Origin of the sequence: Planktothricoides sp. SR001, assembly GCF_001276715.1 — a bacterium.
Classification (GTDB): domain Bacteria; phylum Cyanobacteriota; class Cyanobacteriia; order Cyanobacteriales; family Laspinemataceae; genus Planktothricoides; species Planktothricoides raciborskii.
This window is the reverse complement of the sequence record NZ_LIUQ01000060.1, coordinates 1-17,733: the sequence shown is the minus strand read 5'-3', so window position 1 is coordinate 17,733 and position 17,733 is coordinate 1. Positions and strand designations below refer to the sequence as shown.

The following is a 17,733-nucleotide window of genomic DNA, read 5'->3' as shown; positions in this document are numbered from 1 at the left end:
ACTTGGGGATTCCCGAAGATAAAATTATTGAAAGTCAGCAATATCCTCATATTCAGGCGGAAAAATTATTAATTCCTTATGTACATTACCAAGGGGCAAACTGGGTGGGAAATTTTCTGAGACGAGAATTTTTGCCCAAATCTCTAAGTAAATATTTAAATCTAAGTAATAATTCAACTCATCAGCGAATTTATATTAGCCGCAAATATGCCCAATATCGGCGCATCATTAATGAAACCGAATTAGTCAGTTACTTAGGGGCGAATTTTGGCTTTCAATCGGTCACTTTAGAGACTCTACCTTTAGCGGAACAAGTGGCCGTATTATCGGCGGCCAAAGTCGTCATTGCCCCTCATGGGGCAGGGCTGCCGAATTTGGTATTTTGTGCGCCGGTAACCAAAATTATTGAAATTTTTTCGCCCCACTATATTAATCGTTGCTACTGGTTACTCAGTCAGCAAGTAAGCCTTGACTATTACTATTTATTGGCAGAGAATCATTTGGCTGATGGCTGGGAAAATTATCCGAAAAATCAGCCCGGTAGTCCCACTCAGGATCCAGATATGTTGGTGAGTCTAGATAAGTTAGCTAAATTACTAGAGGTTGCCGAAGTGGAGCCTATTTATAACGTTTTCAGTTAAAAATGCAGTATGAAGGGCGCGGCGGAAAAGCGCCCAAATTAACCTCGTAATTGTAGCCATAATTTTTGATGCTGGGTATAAGTTGCTAGGAGAATAAACAATTCTGGCAAAATTCTCATAACCGGGCGAAGAACAACCTTCCGCACCATCACTAATCTGACCGTTGGAGTGATTAAGCCACAGACAATGACCGTTGAATTTTGGGCTTTTGACTGGGTAGAAAGTTTTGCGCGTGCAAAATCTGGATTAAATTAATCTCAGTTTCCAATAAGCAAGCATGACCACTATTTTTAAGGATAACTTTTTGAGCTTTGGGAATGAATTGAGTTAATCGGTGTGATTCGTTGACGGAAGGGAGTAATAAGTCATGGGTACTGGCGATCGCGAGGACAGGATGGGGAATTTTCGCCAGTTGATGGGGATGGATTTCAAACTCTCGAAGTAAATTTAAGCGCCAGATACTTGATGGGTGGCTGACGGACTGCATGGCGGCTAGTAAGTCTTGACTTTCTCTGGGAGCCATGCGATCCAAGGATCCTAAAAAGGGTAATAAACCGATGACGCCCACGTGATAGATGGGGGTGGGCACCCAGCCCGGTAAGTAGGAACCCCATAAGAGCCAAGTTTGTTGATTAAAACAAGAAGCGGGATTGACTAAGATGATGCGATCAAGTAAATTTGGGGCGACAACGGCGACTTGTAAGGCTAAACATCCGCCAAAGGATTCGCCACAAAGGTAGACCGGACGCTGGTGGAGGCGAATTTCGCGGCCCAGTAAGCCAATGACGGACTGGGTGAGTTGTTCCCAGGTGGATAGATCGTCGGGGGGAATGCTTAAACAACGAATATCAAAGGTTGCCCCTAGGTTAAAGGTTTCGATCTGATGGCGCAGAAGGGATCCGGTGCCATCCATTCCGGGGAAAAATATGAGTAAGGGTTTGTCTGGTTGGGGGGGGTTCGGGCAGCGCCAATGAATTTTTTGTTTAAATCTCAACATGGTTGGAGTGCTATAAATCGCCAAGCAAAGGAAGACTTTAACGGATCCTCAGTAAGTTTAACACCAAACAACCCAATGCCTGAATCATCCGCCACTACAATGACACCTGACTCATAAAATAATCACAGGATAATGGCAGGATAATGGCAGGCAAAATCAATCAAGGGATTCCGCCCGGGTCGCCGGACATTGCCACCATCAGCACCAGTGCATCCATAAAAGGTGATTCCTCACGAGTGACAATCTGCGACAATCTGGTCTTTGGCGGTTAAAAAATACCATAAATTTTTCAGATCAAGGAATGGATCTGATATGATATTCACTTGATCTAAATTGTAATAAATCTTTACAAATGGTGAGAAATTTATCTAAGTTGAGGTGTTTGAGTTCAAGAGACAGATTCTTGGATCGTCACCGGATGACGGCGGAAAAACTCCTACCCGCTTCAGCCAGAAAAAGCCCGGGCAAAGCAGACAAACTGGATTGGTGGATTCGGGGTAAAAAACTGGCATTGACCCTGGTTTAATCAGGAAATTCCCTCTCCAATTTACTTTTTGAGCGGTCAATCGCTCAGGGCGTTAAGGGGAAAAAGCGATCGCGCGTTGCGGATGCAATATCGTTAGCTGAGGAGAAAAGTTAAAAAATCCTGATTTACAACCAGATTTACAACCAGATTTACAATCCGGTAAACCTTTATCAATAAATGCTACTGAAATCAATCACAACCATACTGGATAAATTCTCTGAGTAACAAATGGTTAAATACCCTTTAAAATAGAAGATCGAAATCCGCCAGCATTCGGCTAAAACTGCTCGTCAAAAGAATCCCTACCCGTTGCGAATGTGTAAGCGGACTAATTTATCAGGAGTAATCGTTGACTTAACAACCATCTATATAGGAAACTGACTATTTGGGTTCTAACCCTCAAAAAACAAGCCAGCTTGTCGATCAAGTGAAACAAGGGAATTCAACCGCATCAAACTTGACTGCCTAGGAGCGTGCGGAAGCAGAACTCAGGGCAATAAGTCACTCAGGACTTTTTGCTAGGGAGAGGTTTGCAGTTCTCACCCTCACCCGTACAAGCTGACACCAATCAAAGGAATTTACTAATCCATCACTGATGGAGATACTTATTAATCTAATCCATGAACTCTCACCAGACACAGAAAAAAACCTTTGCGATCACAACCCCTCTGTATTATGTCAATGATGTGCCTCATATTGGCAGTGCCTATACCACTATGGCTGCTGATGTGAGGTCAAGATTTGAGCGTTTGCTTGGCCATTCAGTGTTAATGATTACGGGCAGCGATGAACATGGCCAGAAAATTCAGCGCACCGCTGAGAGTAATGGGCGATCGCCCCAAGAACATTGCGACCAAATCGTTCAAAAATTTCTCGACCTTTGGGATCGACTAAATATTCGCTACGATAGATTTAGCCGCACCACTGCCCCACGTCACGAAAAGATCGTCCAAGAATTCTTTGGTCGGGTTTGGGACAAAGGCGACATTTACCTGGGGCAGCAACAAGGTTGGTACTGCGTCTCCTGTGAGGAATTCAAAGAAGAACGCGATCTGTTAGCGGGTCATCGTTGCCCCCTACACCCCAACCGAGAAGCGGAATGGCGAGATGAACAAAACTATTTCTTTCGTCTGTCCAAATACCAAGGTCAACTGGAAACCCTCTATCAAGAGCGACCGGATTTTATCCAACCGGAAACCCGTCGGAACGAGGTGCTAAACTTTGTCAGCCGAGGATTGCAGGACTTCTCAATTTCTCGCGTGAATCTTGATTGGGGCTTTCCCGTACCCACCGATCCCCGGCATACTCTTTATGTTTGGTTTGATGCCCTCTTAGGGTATGTGACGGCCTTGTTAGATCCTGATGATGACCCCACTTTAGAAAATGCCATCTCAAAGTGGTGGCCAATTAATATTCACCTGATTGGAAAAGATATTTTACGATTTCATGCGGTTTATTGGCCAGCGATGTTAATGTCCGCTGATTTGCCGGTTTCTGGTTATGTCTTTGGACATGGTTTTTTAACCAAAGACGGTCAGAAGATGGGCAAGACTCTGGGCAATACGGTGGATCCGTTTCAGTTGGTCGAAAAATATGGCGCTGATGCGGTGCGGTACTATTTTCTCAAAGAGATTGAATTTGGCAAAGATGGCGATTTTAATGAAGAGCGATTTATTAATGTGGTCAATGCGGATCTGGCCAATGATTTGGGAAATTTGCTGAATCGCACCCTAGGCATGGCGAAAAAATACTGTCAAGGCATCGTCCCGGCGATCGCCCCTGATGAAATTTCTCTGGATCATCCTTTAAAATCCCTCAGTGCAAATTTAGCTCCAGGAGTGGCTCAAAGTTATAAAACTTTAGCCTTTAGTCAAGCCTGCGAACAAATCCTAAATTTGATCCGAGCCGGAAATAAATATATAGATGAACAAGCGCCTTGGAGTCTATATAAACAAGGCGAACAAAAAGCAGTTGAAGAAGTAATCTACACTGTGTTAGAATCCGTCCGATTAGCGGCTTATCTGTTGTCGCCAATCATTCCACAGGTTAGTACAGCAATTTATCAGCAGTTAGGATTTTCAATCGATTTTAATGCCATATTAATTGATGAATCTGTGGGCTTTTCCAGGCATGGATATTGGGGAGTTTTGCCGCCAAACCAAACATTGGAAAAACCGCAACCTGTATTTCAAAAATTGGAGCGAATTAACGAAACATCGGTTTAAGGCGGCAATGGCTAATCTAAAGTAACGAATCCATTTAGAAGGGGTTTAGATTCATTTGGCATAAATTCTCAGGATTTATCCAAACGAGCGTCTCCCCTGATTCATTTTTTTATCATAACAAAAGAGGAATAATAACAATGTTGAATCATCATCCTGAAACGGAAAGTATATTCAGCGCTGAACGAGTCTTAGAAAATCGCGGAAGGGTGGCGATTTTTATTGATGGATCTAATTTGTTCTATGCAGCTTTACAGCTAGGAATTGAAATAGATTACACTAAGCTTTTGTGTCGTCTAACCGCTGGTTCGCGGTTGCTCCGCTCATTTTTCTATACTGGGGTAGACCGCACCAATGAAAAACAACAAGGGTTTTTGCTGTGGATGCGGCGGAATGGCTATCGAGTGATTGCCAAAGATTTGGTCCAACTTCCTGATGGGTCAAAAAAGGCTAATCTGGATGTGGAAATTGCCGTAGATATGATGGCTTTGGTGGGTTCTTATGATACGGCGGTGTTGGTGAGTGGAGATGGGGATTTAGCTTATGCGGTGGATGCGGTCAGCTATCGCGGGGTGCGAGTGGAAGTGGTGAGTTTACGCTCGATGACCAGTGATAGTCTGATTAATGTCGCCGATCGCTATATCGATCTAGAATCAGTTAAAGAGGATATTCAAAAAACTCCTCGCAGTCATAACACTTATACCTACCGTCCGCTCTCTAGTTTGAGCATGATGGATGAAAGAGAGGAACGATAATCTGTTGCCAATTCACTCTGAAAAATCAATGTCAAAAGTTGCTCGACGCACGACTGGTTTTGTTTGGAAAGTGTGTGCTTATCTGCTTTTGATGACTCAGTTGATGACTCAATTGGGTTATTTATTGATTTTTCAGGGTTTCTTGTTGATTGGTTTGTTGGCGGTCGGGGGCTGTGGTTCTCCAGACCCCAACTCGACGGCCAAGAATGGGGCTGAGGAAAAGTTAGATCCAAGTTTAACTTTTAAAGATGTCACTTTGGATCAGGTGAATGAGGAGGGGGAAAAGATATGGACGGTGCGATCGCCCTTGGCTAAGTACCGGAATGAAAAAAAAATTGTCAACGTGGAACTTCCCCAAGGAGAATTGTTCCAAAATGGTAAGTTACTCTACAAGTTTTCCGCAAAAAAAGGGGAAGTCCATCAAAATGGCGAAAAAATTCTCCTCCAAGAAAATATTGTGGCAACTGACCCCGAAAATGGGGCGGCGCTGCGGGGTCAGGAATTAGAATGGTTTCCTAAACAAAACTTGTTAATTGTGCGCCAATTAATCGGCACTCATCCCCAAATGGAAATTTCGGCTCAGGAAGGAAAAGTTCTAACCAAAATGAATCAGCTAGAGTTGCAGGGGAATGTGGTGGCAACCACGAAAGAGCCGGTATTACAAATGCGGAGTGAAGCCCTAGTTTGGCTAGTGAAGCAACAATTGGTAAAGAGCGATCGCACCCTAGAATTTGACCGTTACCTTTGCAATTCTGTGGCCAATTGTGCCCCAAGCGATCGCAGTGTGAGCGATCGCGGGGAATATAATTTGCAAACCCTAGTGGCGAAACTAGAAAATAACGTGCAACTGACTCTCTCCCAACCGCCGATCAATGTTCAGAGTGATTTGATCTTGTGGAGTTTAACGGCACAAACGGTGACTTCAGAAAAACCCCTCCAAGCGTTTCATCGGCAGCGACAATTTACCCTGACCGGCAATCAAGGAGTGCTGAATTTACCCACGGAACTGTTAACGGTGACGGGCAATGTCAGGGCAACGGGCAATCCGCAAAAACCGTTTAATTTGCAAGCCAATCTGATGGTCTGGGATATTCCCAAAGAAGAAATGGAAGCCGAAGGAAATGTGGTTTATCAACAAGCCAACCCTCCTTTAACCCTCAGCGGGCAGAAAGCTTTTGGCAAACTAAGGAATCAAACGGTGCTGATGACTGGGGGAAATGTGGTGACAGAAGTAGTTCCATAAAGATCGGGCTGCCGCTGCGATCGCCGTTTTCCTTTGACCAAAAATCCGGTTTTTCCTCGAAACCGGATTTTTTTCGCTTTTGTGGAAATCTTCCAGAATCAAGTTTGAGGATATCTGTTGCATGAATATTTTTTTATTGAATAATTCATTAAATTTTATTGATTAAGTTTTATGAACTTGAATCAGTGATTAACTTGAATGCAGTTAGATTAAATTGTTTAATAGAGTCAGGGATCAAGAATATTCCAAGGATTTAAGCCCAAAATGATATAATTCAAGTAATTTATTCAGTCAAACAGAGTAAATATCCAGGAGTCGATCGCGAGTATGATCGGAGATAAAGACCCAAGCCGGCGATCGCACGCAAGCACAAAAGTTGGTAATCTGAGGGGGTGGAAAAATTTGTTAGCTCAATTTACGCCAATTCAAAGAGAAATCCAAGCATTTTTTCCCATTAACCCAACCTACTTCTGTGTCTTCGCCGATCTAGACAGTTGTGCAAAAGTCAGTGATAACTGGGAAACTTTACTGGGTTGGAAACGAGAAGTTTTAGAAGCCCAACCTTGGATCCAGTGGATGGATGCCCCTGGGGTTGGGGAATGGCGCGATCAGCTACAATCTCTCCGTCGCCAAGGGAAAACCGGAGACATCTGTAGGTTGCAAAATCGCTGGCGACATATAGACGGAAGCTGGCTGATGTTATCGTGGCGGATCAGTTTCGGAGCGGATCGACAGTTTTATGGGGTGGCTCAATTAAGCAGTGATTTACCACCGCCTATCGATTCGCTCCCAGAAAAATCGCCCCCCGCTCCTCCAGGGGATTTAAGACCAACAGACCAGAGGAACGATCAAAATCAATGGCGATCGCTCATTCAAAACAGCGGGGTTCTAATTTCCATCCAAAATCCTGATGGGACAATTGTCTATGTCACCCCTTCCGTTCAGGATATCTTGGGATATCAACCTCAAGACTTGATCGGCAAAACCCTCTGGGATTTAATCGACGAGCGGGATATAGCACGAGTCCAAAACAGCTTGAACGAACTCTTAAAAACCGAGAATCAAAGTATTGTTATAGAATACCGCTGTCGTCACCAAAATGGTTGTTGGCGATTTTTGCAATCCACCATGAAAAATCTGCTCAACGAACCATCGATTCAAGGCATTTTGCTCAACAGCCATGACATCACTTTGGCGAAACAATCGGAAATCAGTTGGCAACAACTGAATGAGGAATTAGAAATCCGAGTCGCGCTGCGGACTGCGGAATTAAAAAAACTTAATCAGCAATTAAAAGCAGAAATTAGCGATCGCAAACAAGCCCAAGCGGAACTCCAAGCCGCCGAATACCAGTGGCGTCAGATGATTAATAAAATTGCCGATGGCGTATTAATTCTGAATCGAGATGGCATTGTGTTATTTGCCAATTCTGCGGCAGAAAATTTGTTTAATCTTCCCCATGAAGAACTGCTGGATCTACACTTTGGGATTCCCAACTCTGCCAAAGAAATCTGTGAAATATATCTGCCCCAAAAAGATGGCAGTTATATCACCGTAGAAATGCGAACGGAACAAATTGAATGGCAGGATCAATCTGTGTACTTAGCCTCACTCAGGAATATCAGCGATCGCCAAGAGGCTGAGTTGCGCTTGCGGGAAAGTGAAGAAAGATATCGCACCTTAGCGGAATCTTCCCAAGATTTAATCTTTATTTTAAATAGCGATCGCACTTTGGCTTATATCAACTCTTTTGGCGCCGAACTCTTAGGCATTGAACAACCGAGTACGAGCGACCTAGAAATCGAAGAAATTTCTATTATTTATCAATTTAAGCATTTAGAATCCAGCATTAAACAAGTATTTAGCTTAAATGCTTCAGTTCGCGTAGAAGATGAACTGGTTTATCAGGGGGGAAAATTATGGCTCGACACCTTATTAGTCCCCCTGCGAGACAACTTAGGCAAAATTTCTCAAATTTTGGGAGTAGCGCGTGATATTACCCAACTCAAATCCATTGAGCAAAGCTTAAGAAAAACTCAAGGACAACTGCGACAACGAGAAAAACTCTTAAGACTCACCTTAGAACAAGCCCCAATTGGCATTGTCACCTGCGACTTAGAGGGAAATTTTCTCCATTTCAACCCGGCATTTAGCCAAATATTAGGATATTCTGCTCAAAAATTAAGGCAAATGTCTTGGGAAAATATTACGGACAAAGATGATTTACAAATTCAAGAAAATCATTATCAAAAACTGTTGGCCGGAGAGGTGAGGAATTTTCAGTTAGAAAACTGTTATCTGCGGCAAGATGGTAATAAAATCCAGGGAATCATTCGCGTGGCTTTAATCCGAGATGCCAAGGGTTCTCCCATGCATTATGTGGCTCAATTAGAAGATGTAACGGAACGTAAACAAGCGGAAGCCAAAATCCAAGCTTCCTTAAAGGAAAAAGAAGTGCTGCTGAAAGAAATTCATCATCGGGTGAAAAATAATTTACAAATCGTTTCTTCTCTGCTAGATTTACAAGCTGAATATATCCAAGAACCGGAAATTCTGGAGAAGTTAGAGGATAGTAAACATCGCCTATTAGCGATGTCATTAATCCACGAAACGCTTTACCAATCAGAAACCTTAGCCCAGGTTGATTTTAGTGACTATGTGGAACGATTAGCGACGAATATATTATTTGCCCAAAGCACCGATTATGAGCGGATTACTCTAGATTTTAATCTCGAACCTGTTTTTCTGAACTTAGAAACGGCGATTCCTTGCGGACTCCTGCTTAATGAATTAATTACCAATTCAATTAAACACGCTTTTCCCGAACCCAGGCACGGAAAAATCTACATCGAACTGCATTATCAGTCAAAGAAAACAGCATCGAACGAGAATCAAACCAGTTGCCAGGGAGATAAAATTGGAGATAAAATTGAAGATAAAATTATGTTAAAAGTTTCTGACGATGGCGTGGGAATGCCGCCAAATATCAATTTGAAAGAAACAAAATCTTTAGGATTGACTTTGATTCACGACTTGACTCAGCAACTCAGAGGTAATTTAGCAATCGATTTAAGCAATGGCACCGAATTTATTCTCATATTTTCTGAATTGAAATATCCTCAAAGGATTTAGTCCAAAAATCAGCCAAATAATCAGTCAAACAAATAATTAGTCAAATAATTAGTCAAATAATTTAAATTAGTTTATCGGTGATATGAACAACAAAGAATCAAAACCAAAAAAAATTAGCAAAAATCCCATACAGCCAGGTCAATTATCGCCAATTGATCAGCCGCAGTGGTCGGAAAACAAAGAAGCTACCAAAGAAGCCACCCAAGAAGCCATCAAAGTGCTAATCGTCGAAGATGAAATCATTGTGGCGCGACAACTTTCTAATAGTTTAAAAAAATTGAACTATGAGGTGGTGGCGATCGCGACATCCGGCGAAGAAGGCATTGAAAAAACTGCCCTGACTCAACCAGATTTGGTCTTAATGGATATTGTCATGCCCGGAGAAATCGATGGCATCGATGCTGCGGAAGAAATTCGCCGTCGGTTCTCGATTCCGGTCGTATTTCTCACCGCTTATGCGGATCAAGAAACCGTGAGTCGGGCTGCCATGACTGACCCCTTTGGTTATATTCTCAAGCCGTTTCAACCCAAAGACCTCTATGCCACCATTCAGGTCGCCCTACGCAAACATCAGGTAGAAAAAGAACTAGAAGCCGCCACGCAAAAAGCCGAAGCGGAAAAAAGACAAAAGTCTGAGTTGGTTTCTCTGGCGGCTCACGAATTTCGCACCCCCTTGACGGCGATTAAAAATTTAGCTCAATTATTAGAATTTTATTCAGAAAAATTAACCGAAGCGAAAAAACAACGCCATGCTCAACAAATTCAACATTCTGTGGACGAAATGCTCAAGCTTTTGGATGATATTCTCACCTTGAGTAAAGTGGAAAAAGGCAGTCTGGCTTTTGAACCGTCGCCGATTTATTTGGAAGGATTTTGTATCAATCTGATTGATAATCTTCAATTTATCGCTGGCGATCGCTACCACCTAGTTTTAAATTATTCCGGAGATGCTCGTCAACCCGTTTGTGTAGATAGCTATCTCCTGCGCCACATTCTCTCCAATTTACTCACAAATGCCATTAAATATTCTCCCACGGGAGGGAAAATTTCTGTGCAGGTGAATTGTCAACCAGAACAATTAGTCTTTAAAATCAGTGACCCAGGAATTGGCATTCCCAGTGCTGACTTAGACCATTTGTTTGAATCATTCCATCGGTCTAGTAATGTGGGTGATATTCCCGGCACAGGTTTAGGTTTATCAATTGTCAAGCAATGTGTAGAACTGCATCAGGGGGCGATCGCTGTGGAAACCCACCTCAACCAAGGTTCCACATTTATTGTCACCTTACCCCGGCAACCATTGGATCAATGTACCATCAGTCCCTCGTAATTAACAATTCTTGGTTATTCGTTATTTGTTATTTTTTGTTTTTTGTTTGATGGTATTTCCGAATAACCAATAACCAATAACTAACAACCAACAACCAATAACCAATAACATTTTTAATCAAACCAGCCAATATCTTCATTAGATAATGGATTATACAAAAACTTATCTTTAGCCAGCATCGAATTATTTGGTTGATAAACTAATCGACCACCTTGATTTTTCAGAGCTTGATTTTCTTGCTCTAATGCGGTGATCTGTCTTTTTAAGCTTTGATTTTCTTCTGAAAACAAGCGAGGGGTCTGACTCACTGTTTCTAGTTCACTTTTAAGCTGAAGTTGAATTTTTTCACTGGATTTTAACTCCGTTTGCAGTTGTTTGACCTGGGTTTTCTGGGCGGCCAACTCATTTTTTAAATCCGCATGAGTAGTTTCTAGTTTCTCATAGCGCTGATTGGCTTTTTTTAGCTCTGCCTCAACTTGCTTAATCCGGCTTTGGGCTGCTTGCAAATCCTCCTGCAAATTTTGCTGGGCTTTTTCTAAATCCTCTTTCCGGGCTTGGGCTTGTTTTAGCTCAGTTTCTAACTTTTCCACCTTAATTCTTTCCAATTCCCAAGCGGCTTGCAGTTCCGTCAAGGAGACGGAAGGCACTGCGGGGCGATTCCGCTTCATCGGATCGCTACGCGAATCGGATTCTTTGCCCTCAGAAACTTGGGCAATATTTTCTGCCGATTGATCCGGGGATAAATCCGTCAAGTCATCCGGTGATTCCATAGGATTTACCGGATGATTTCTGGCTGCCTCAGAGCTTTTTTCGGCTTCTTCTCGGAGTAAATCGGTGAGACGTTTCTTAGGCATTAATTCCTCCAATCCCGCAGGATTTCATTAGAGACACGACGGTAATCAGCGGTTGCTTCATAAGCATTTTTACCGCGCCATTGATTAATCGGTACGCCTTCCAGGGCTGCCCGTTCATGGGCTTTGTAACTCCTGACGAAAGCATGACAAACGGGAATGCCCAATTCCATCAGCGTGTTTTGGGCTTCGATCGCTTCTTTTAAACTGCGAGAATCTACACGAGTGAGTAAAACCCGATAGGGAACGCCCACGGGCATGACCGCTTCCCGCACGGTTTCCACTAACACCGCCAAGTCCATTGGCGCCGGGGGGGTCGGTAAAATTAGATAATCTGCTGAACTGACAACAGCGGCCAAAGCTTCGGAACGCAAGGCTGGGGGAGTATCCACGATCGTCAGATCGTAACCCTCGATGTTGCGTAACCGTCCCAACAGGGTGGGATTGTTCTCTTCACAGAGATCGAAGCCTAAGTTGTTGTCACTGCGTTGGTGCCACCAAGAGGCGGAACCCTGGGGATCCGCATCCACTAAAAGGATGCGTCGTTTTTCAGAAAAAGTCGCGGCGAGGTTGACGGCGGTTGTTGTTTTGCCCACGCCACCTTTGCCGTTGACAACTGCAAGAATTTTCGTAGGGGGGGATGATGATTTCACCAATGATTTTTCCGGCAATGCGACGATTCATTCCTCTATGGCTTGAGAGGCGATTCCGCGAAGCGGATCGCTCCGCGAATCGCCCTTAATATATCCTTTTCTGGTTCACTCGCTGATAAAAATTTGTAACAAATTTGTCACAAAGCCGCTCCCTTGGGTTGGCAGTCCGACAACCATCCCCGACTTCACCCCCAAAATCGGGCATCATAAACATAATCAGCAAATAATCTGCAAAACATTGACAAACAACCACTGAAGTTATGACACCTACCCCAGACTTAGAAACAATCACCCAGACCGAGCGACCGGCACTCTACAACCCTGCCGCACAAAATCCCGATCAGCCCGGTCGATTAGAAGATCAATTAGAAGACGATTATCTCGATCAACTCCCAGATGATGTGGAAATGTCACTTTTCGATCATCTTGAAGAACTGCGGATGCGGATATTTTATTCCCTGATCGCGGTTTTCCTGGGGATTGTTGGTTGCTTTCTTTTTGTCAAACCCATTGTCCAACTTTTGGAAGTACCTGCCCAAGGTGCCAAGTTTCTCCAATTAGCACCAGGAGAATATTTCTTTGTCACCATTCAAGTTGCTGGTTATAGTGGTTTATTAGTTGCCAGTCCGGTAATTTTGTACCAAATTATACAATTTGTTCTCCCCGGCTTAACTCGCCGAGAACGGAGTTTTCTTGGGCCTATTGTATTTGGTTCCAGCATTCTTTTTGTCGGCGGTTTAGTTTTTGCCTATATTGCCTTGATCCCAGCGGCGCTCAACTTTTTTATTAGCTATGGTTCTGGAGTTGTAGACCAAATGTGGTCGATTGACAAATACTTTAAATTTGTGTTATTATTACTATTCTCTACTGGATTAGCTTTTCAGATTCCAGTCATTCAAGCTTTACTTGGTTTGTTAGGGATTGTCTCTTCTCAACAAATGTATTCCGGCTGGCGATATGTGGTCTTGGGGGCGGCAATCTTAGGGGGTATTTTAACTCCATCCACCGATCCACTAACTCAAAGTTTATTAGCTGGGGCGGTGTTAGGTCTTTATTTTAGTGGCATTGGTTTGGTAAAATTGATGGGTCGGTGATCTAAAAATATCATCAGTGTGGTACGCTCGAAAGGAGCGCGATCGCTTGAGCCAAGTCAGGCATTTTGTAGACAAGCGATCGCATTTCCTCGGCTGATTTTTTATGGACAAAGTATAAATTTTAAAATAATTTCGTTAAATTTTGGTGAAGAGACCTACCATTTTGTAGTTGGGGATACTCTTTAATCTAACCCATTCCTAATATATTAAAACAATCGGCTGTATTAATGGCTGTATTAATGGCTGTATTAATGGCTGTATTAATATAGAAACCTAGGTGGTAAACAGCCACGCAAGAGAATGGCTGGCGTAGGTTTTCCCAGAAGTCTTTTTAAACCTAAAAAAAACCTCGGAAATCGACTATTAATTTATCATTATTCTCTCAAACCGGACAAAGACTTATGGCAACTATTCCCAACTCTCTATCCTTAAGTAGCCGGGAATCAGAGCGGCAAACCCTTGTTTGTCCCGAAGATCGATTCCTAGAAAATGCCAGCCTCGGTGTATTTTATGCCACTCCTGATGGGCGTTATCTTAAGGCAAATCAAACCTTGGCGAAAATATATCGATACCGTTCACCCCAAGAGTTAATCTCAACGGTTAGACATCTGGGAAATCAACTATACGTCAATCCCGATCGCTATCTTGAAATGATGCAACTGTTAGAGGAAAAACAGGTGGTGAATAACTTTGTCTCGGAGATTAACTGCTTTGATGGTACAACGGTTTGGGTTTCGGAAAATGCTCAAGCTTTCTGCGACCAAACCACCGGGAAGTTATTAAGTTATCAGGGAACAGTAACGGAAATTGAACCTCCCCAAAAGAGTGAAAAAAGCCTCTTCCCAACCTGTGAGTTAGAACCGATCACCACGGAAATGCTTTCGATGGCTTGTCACGAGTTCCGCTCCTCCCTAACAGTGATTGCCGCTACCAATGACCTGCTCAAACTGCATGGTCAAAAAATGACCAAAGATCAAAGACATAAATATTTTCAAAAAATTACTGATACCGTCAAAAATACCGCTGCCTTAATTGAAGGATTTCTGGCCATAAGTAAAGCCGATTTTAGTCATCAATTAAATCCAGTTTGGGTGAATTTCCCCAACATTTGTCAAGAAGTTTGGCAAGATGTGCAACAAATCACCGGATCTTCCCATCAATTTATTTTCACCAATCATTCGGGGATCAAGGCGATTGTGGCGGATCCCGTATTTTTAAGGCAAATTCTCGTCAATTTGCTATTAAATGCGGTGAAATATTCTCCAAATACTTCGACGATCTGTTGTGAATTTTCTGGAGACGATCGCCAAGTCATTTTTAGCATCACCGATCACGGCATTGGCATTCCCGCTGACGATATGGAAACCCTATTTCAACCCTTTCACCGGGCTAAAAATACCGGCAAAGCTGAGGGAACGGGCTTAGGTTTAGTGATTGTCAAGCGAGCCGTAGAATTGCACGGCGGTGAGATATTCTTAGAAAGTGAAGTGGGAGTAGGGACAACCTTTACGGTCAAACTCCCCAGAGAGATCCCCATGATTTCAGCCTAACATCACCAATCAGACGCTGCTTAAATCAGCCAGCTTGCCGCAAATTTGCCCCCGAATATTGGTCGGAACTTGAGCTAATTCAGCCACCTTAATTCAGTCAGCTATTGCAAATTTACTCTGACCAATCCAACGGGACAAGCGTTTTATGCTTGTCCTATATTTTTGGCTGCATCAGGGGGAATTTTTACCCTAACCAAATCGATCCATCCGCCAGAAATCTAATTTATTCGCTGCCTTATTTGTTAATCAATTCTTAAATTTAAGGGTAACCGCGCATAAGCCCCCATTGGATCGTTGAAATTCCGCAAAACGGCTAAATCCTCTTTGAGGTTTTGCAGTTGGACGGTTAAGGGATCGGGCGGTGTATTGGTTGCGGCATAACGAGTCCCGATGAGTTTTTCTAGGAAAATCTCTTCCCAACGGCGTTGTTTAGGATATTCTTTCAGTTGCCAATCATCCTCAAGTTTTGCCAGTTCGGCAGCGGCGGCGATCGCCTGATTCAGACCGCCAATTTCATCTACTAGGCCAATCTTTTTCGCTTCTTGCCCCGACCAGACTCTTCCTTGGGCGATCGCCTGAACTTGATCTTTGGGCATATTCCGGCTATCGGACACAATGGTGAGGAATTCTTCATAAATCAGATCGACTATGGACTGAATTCGCGCCAGTTCGGCGGGAGTTTTCGGGCGGGTAATTGTGTCTAAATCAGCCAAGGAATTAGTTTTTACCACATCCCAAGTAATGCCATTTCTATTCGCCAATTGTTGCACATTCAGCAGCACCCCAAACACCCCAATTGAACCTGTAATGGTATTTGCTTCCGCAAAAATTCGGCTGCCATAACTGGAAATCCAATAACCCCCGGAAGCCGCTACATTGCCCATAGAAATTACTACGGGTTTGACCTCACGGGTAAGCTCAACTTCTCGTCGGATCACATCAGAAGCCGTAGCACTGCCACCGGGACTATTCACCCGCATGACGATCGCTTTCACGTTGTCGTCTAAACGCAGATCCCGCAGTTCTTTGGCGAGGCGATCGCCCCCAATTTGAGTCGGACTACCATAACCACTAACAATTTCGCCTTCTGCATACAAAATCGCCACCTGGTTTTTGGACTGACGCACCGCAGGCAGTTGCTTATTCGTTTCGGCAACCTTGGCATAAGTCGGTAAACTAATCTGTTTAAAGGTGCGATTGTCTTCCTTGCTATTGCTTAACCCTTTGAGTTCCTCCACCACTTGATCAAAATGAGCTAATTTATCCACTAGGCCATTGTTCAGCGCTTCCGTTGCGGTGAAAATGCCTTGAGTATTCACCCATTGTTGCAACTGTGTTTGGTTAAAATCACGAGACTCAACCACCGCATCCACAAAATTGCCCCATAGATCATTCAGCAGTTGCTGGGTTTGTTGTTGACTTTCCGGCGATCGCTGATTTAACAAAAACGGTTCCACCGCCGATTTATACTTGCCCACGCGGGTCACTTGCACCCCAACCCCCAACCTTTGCAAAGCCCCGGCAAAAAATGTCCCCTCGGAGGCCAAGCCATTAATTTCGATCACCCCCAAAGGATTGATCAAAATCTGATTCGCCAGGGAACCGAGGTAATATTCCCGTTCCGTCCAGTCAAGATCGTAAGCCACAATCTTTTTCCCGGCAGCTTTAAATTCTTGGAGTGCCTTGCGAACTTCTTTCAGGGTGGCATAATCGTTGGGTGTTTCGCCGGTACTGCCGTGCAAGTACAAGGCCACAATCCGATCGTCGGTGCGGGCGGTTTCGATCGCATCTAACACCGTGCGGAGGGTCATCGTATCGGGACTCTCGTCATCAGACAGGGCTTGAGATAACGCTTCCGCTGTGCTCGACGCAGGCTTGGTATCTGCGATCGCCACCGACAGGTCAAAGACCAGCACTGACTGGTTTTCTACTTTTGGGCCTGTGCTATCTTTGGAGGAAACCGCACTGACCAGCAAAAAAATTAAGCTGCCAATTCCCACCGTCCCCAAGATGCCCACAGTAATTAGAGTACCGAGGATGCTGGCAAAAGTATATTGAAAAAAATTACGCATAATTTGTTATTTGTTATTTGTTATTTTTTGTTGGTGATTTGTTGTTGGTTGTTGGTTGTTGGTTATTTGTTAACGGGGGCTGTTGCCCGTCAACGAACAACGAACAACAATCACTATTTTAATTTCCCTAAGCGGTATCGTGAATGGCGATTAAAAGCCCAAGGTGAAATTTTAATGCAAATTCACCGCATGAGTCCACCACCCCAATTGCCCTTACGGATGGCAGCTTTGCGGATTTTTTTATCTGGAAATCATCGCGGGGATGGAGATAATGCGATCGACAGTGTGTGTGATGCACTGGTTTCGGCGGGAGTTTTACCCTCGGATAGCCTGAAATATTTGCCTTATGGCAGTTGGCGACATATTAATAGCGAAGAAACAGGGGTTTGAAACTGTAACGTAATTGTTGGACAGAGTTACCCATTGCTACTCAAAAATGGGTAGCTTTTGTCTTGCCGTCAGATTTGGAGACATCACTTAAGTAGTCGGACATTTTGGCCGGAAGACTAATTTTCGTAAACATACTAGAAACCCTTGTGGCACAATAATTACTGGATAGCTGTTCGGGGCGCTCGCCCTCGCCCTTATCTACGTTTTGGCTGATTAGAGATTTTTGGCCAGCCGGATTGACAAGTTTAATTATACTCATATATCATTGTCAAAGTGA

13 protein-coding genes are annotated in these 17,733 nt (G+C 43.6%); 9 read left to right on the top strand and 4 right to left on the bottom strand.

Annotation, left to right across the window (positions count from 1 at the left end; genetic code table 11):
* Positions 1-2 precede the first annotated feature (2 nt).
* A complete protein-coding gene (locus AM228_RS24420; RefSeq protein ID WP_054469545.1) occupies positions 3-641 on the top strand; it encodes a DUF563 domain-containing protein in 639 nt (212 codons plus the stop codon).
* A gap of 172 nt (positions 642-813) precedes the next feature.
* Here AM228_RS24420 and AM228_RS24415 read toward each other — a convergent pair whose 3' ends face one another.
* Positions 814-1,638, bottom strand: coding sequence for an alpha/beta fold hydrolase (locus AM228_RS24415; protein ID WP_054469544.1), 825 nt, complete (start codon positions 1,636-1,638; stop codon positions 814-816).
* Between the two features lie 1,146 nt (positions 1,639-2,784).
* On the opposite strand from AM228_RS24415, the gene metG reads away from it, so the two are divergent.
* The 5 genes from metG (at position 2,785) to AM228_RS24390 (ending at position 10,846) form a co-directional block, all read left to right on the top strand.
* Positions 2,785-4,389 (top strand): methionine--tRNA ligase, encoded by a 1,605-nt coding sequence (gene metG, locus AM228_RS24410; RefSeq protein ID WP_054469543.1) that lies wholly within the window; start codon positions 2,785-2,787, stop codon positions 4,387-4,389.
* A 137-nt stretch (positions 4,390-4,526) separates the two neighbouring features.
* Positions 4,527-5,141 carry an NYN domain-containing protein gene (locus AM228_RS24405; protein ID WP_054469542.1) on the top strand — a complete coding sequence of 205 codons (615 nt, stop codon included), beginning with the start codon at positions 4,527-4,529 and terminating at the stop codon, positions 5,139-5,141.
* A gap of 28 nt (positions 5,142-5,169) precedes the next feature.
* Positions 5,170-6,384: an LPS export ABC transporter periplasmic protein LptC gene (lptC, locus tag AM228_RS24400; protein WP_054469541.1), complete on the top strand. Its 1,215-nt coding sequence runs from the start codon at positions 5,170-5,172 to the stop codon at positions 6,382-6,384.
* 402 nt (positions 6,385-6,786) lie between these two features.
* Complete coding sequence (locus AM228_RS24395) at positions 6,787-9,516, top strand: PAS domain S-box protein (RefSeq protein ID WP_197285402.1); 2,730 nt, start codon at positions 6,787-6,789, stop codon at positions 9,514-9,516.
* 82 nt (positions 9,517-9,598) lie between these two features.
* Positions 9,599-10,846 carry an ATP-binding protein gene (locus tag AM228_RS24390; RefSeq protein WP_082349051.1) on the top strand — a complete coding sequence of 416 codons (1,248 nt, stop codon included), beginning with the start codon at positions 9,599-9,601 and terminating at the stop codon, positions 10,844-10,846.
* 113 nt (positions 10,847-10,959) lie between these two features.
* On the opposite strand, the gene AM228_RS24385 is transcribed toward AM228_RS24390, so the two are convergent.
* Both AM228_RS24385 and AM228_RS24380 read right to left on the bottom strand, forming a co-directional pair.
* Entirely contained in the window at positions 10,960-11,700 is a 741-nt protein-coding gene (locus AM228_RS24385) for a hypothetical protein (protein ID WP_054469539.1), read from the bottom strand.
* A complete protein-coding gene (locus tag AM228_RS24380; protein ID WP_197285401.1) occupies positions 11,700-12,350 on the bottom strand; it encodes a ParA family protein in 651 nt (216 codons plus the stop codon). The genes AM228_RS24385 and AM228_RS24380 overlap by 1 nt, the downstream gene beginning before the upstream one ends.
* Positions 12,351-12,610: 260 nt before the next feature.
* Here AM228_RS24380 and tatC point away from each other — a divergent pair, with 260 nt between their 5' ends.
* The gene (gene tatC / locus AM228_RS24375; RefSeq protein WP_054469537.1) at positions 12,611-13,444 is read left to right on the top strand and encodes a twin-arginine translocase subunit TatC; all 834 of its coding nucleotides are present in this window, start codon (positions 12,611-12,613) and stop codon (positions 13,442-13,444) included.
* Positions 13,445-13,845: 401 nt separating this feature from the next.
* Complete coding sequence (locus AM228_RS24370) at positions 13,846-14,994, top strand: PAS domain-containing sensor histidine kinase (RefSeq protein WP_054469536.1); 1,149 nt, start codon at positions 13,846-13,848, stop codon at positions 14,992-14,994.
* Positions 14,995-15,236: 242 nt separating this feature from the next.
* On the opposite strand, the gene sppA is transcribed toward AM228_RS24370, so the two are convergent.
* Positions 15,237-17,066, bottom strand: a complete 1,830-nt coding sequence (gene sppA, locus AM228_RS24365; protein ID WP_054469535.1) for a signal peptide peptidase SppA — start codon at positions 17,064-17,066, stop codon at positions 15,237-15,239.
* Between the two features lie 51 nt (positions 17,067-17,117).
* Between sppA and AM228_RS24360 the strand changes: the two genes are divergently transcribed.
* Positions 17,118-17,456: a RusA family crossover junction endodeoxyribonuclease gene (locus AM228_RS24360; protein WP_197285400.1), complete on the top strand. Its 339-nt coding sequence runs from the start codon at positions 17,118-17,120 to the stop codon at positions 17,454-17,456.
* Positions 17,457-17,733: the final 277 nt, after the last annotated feature.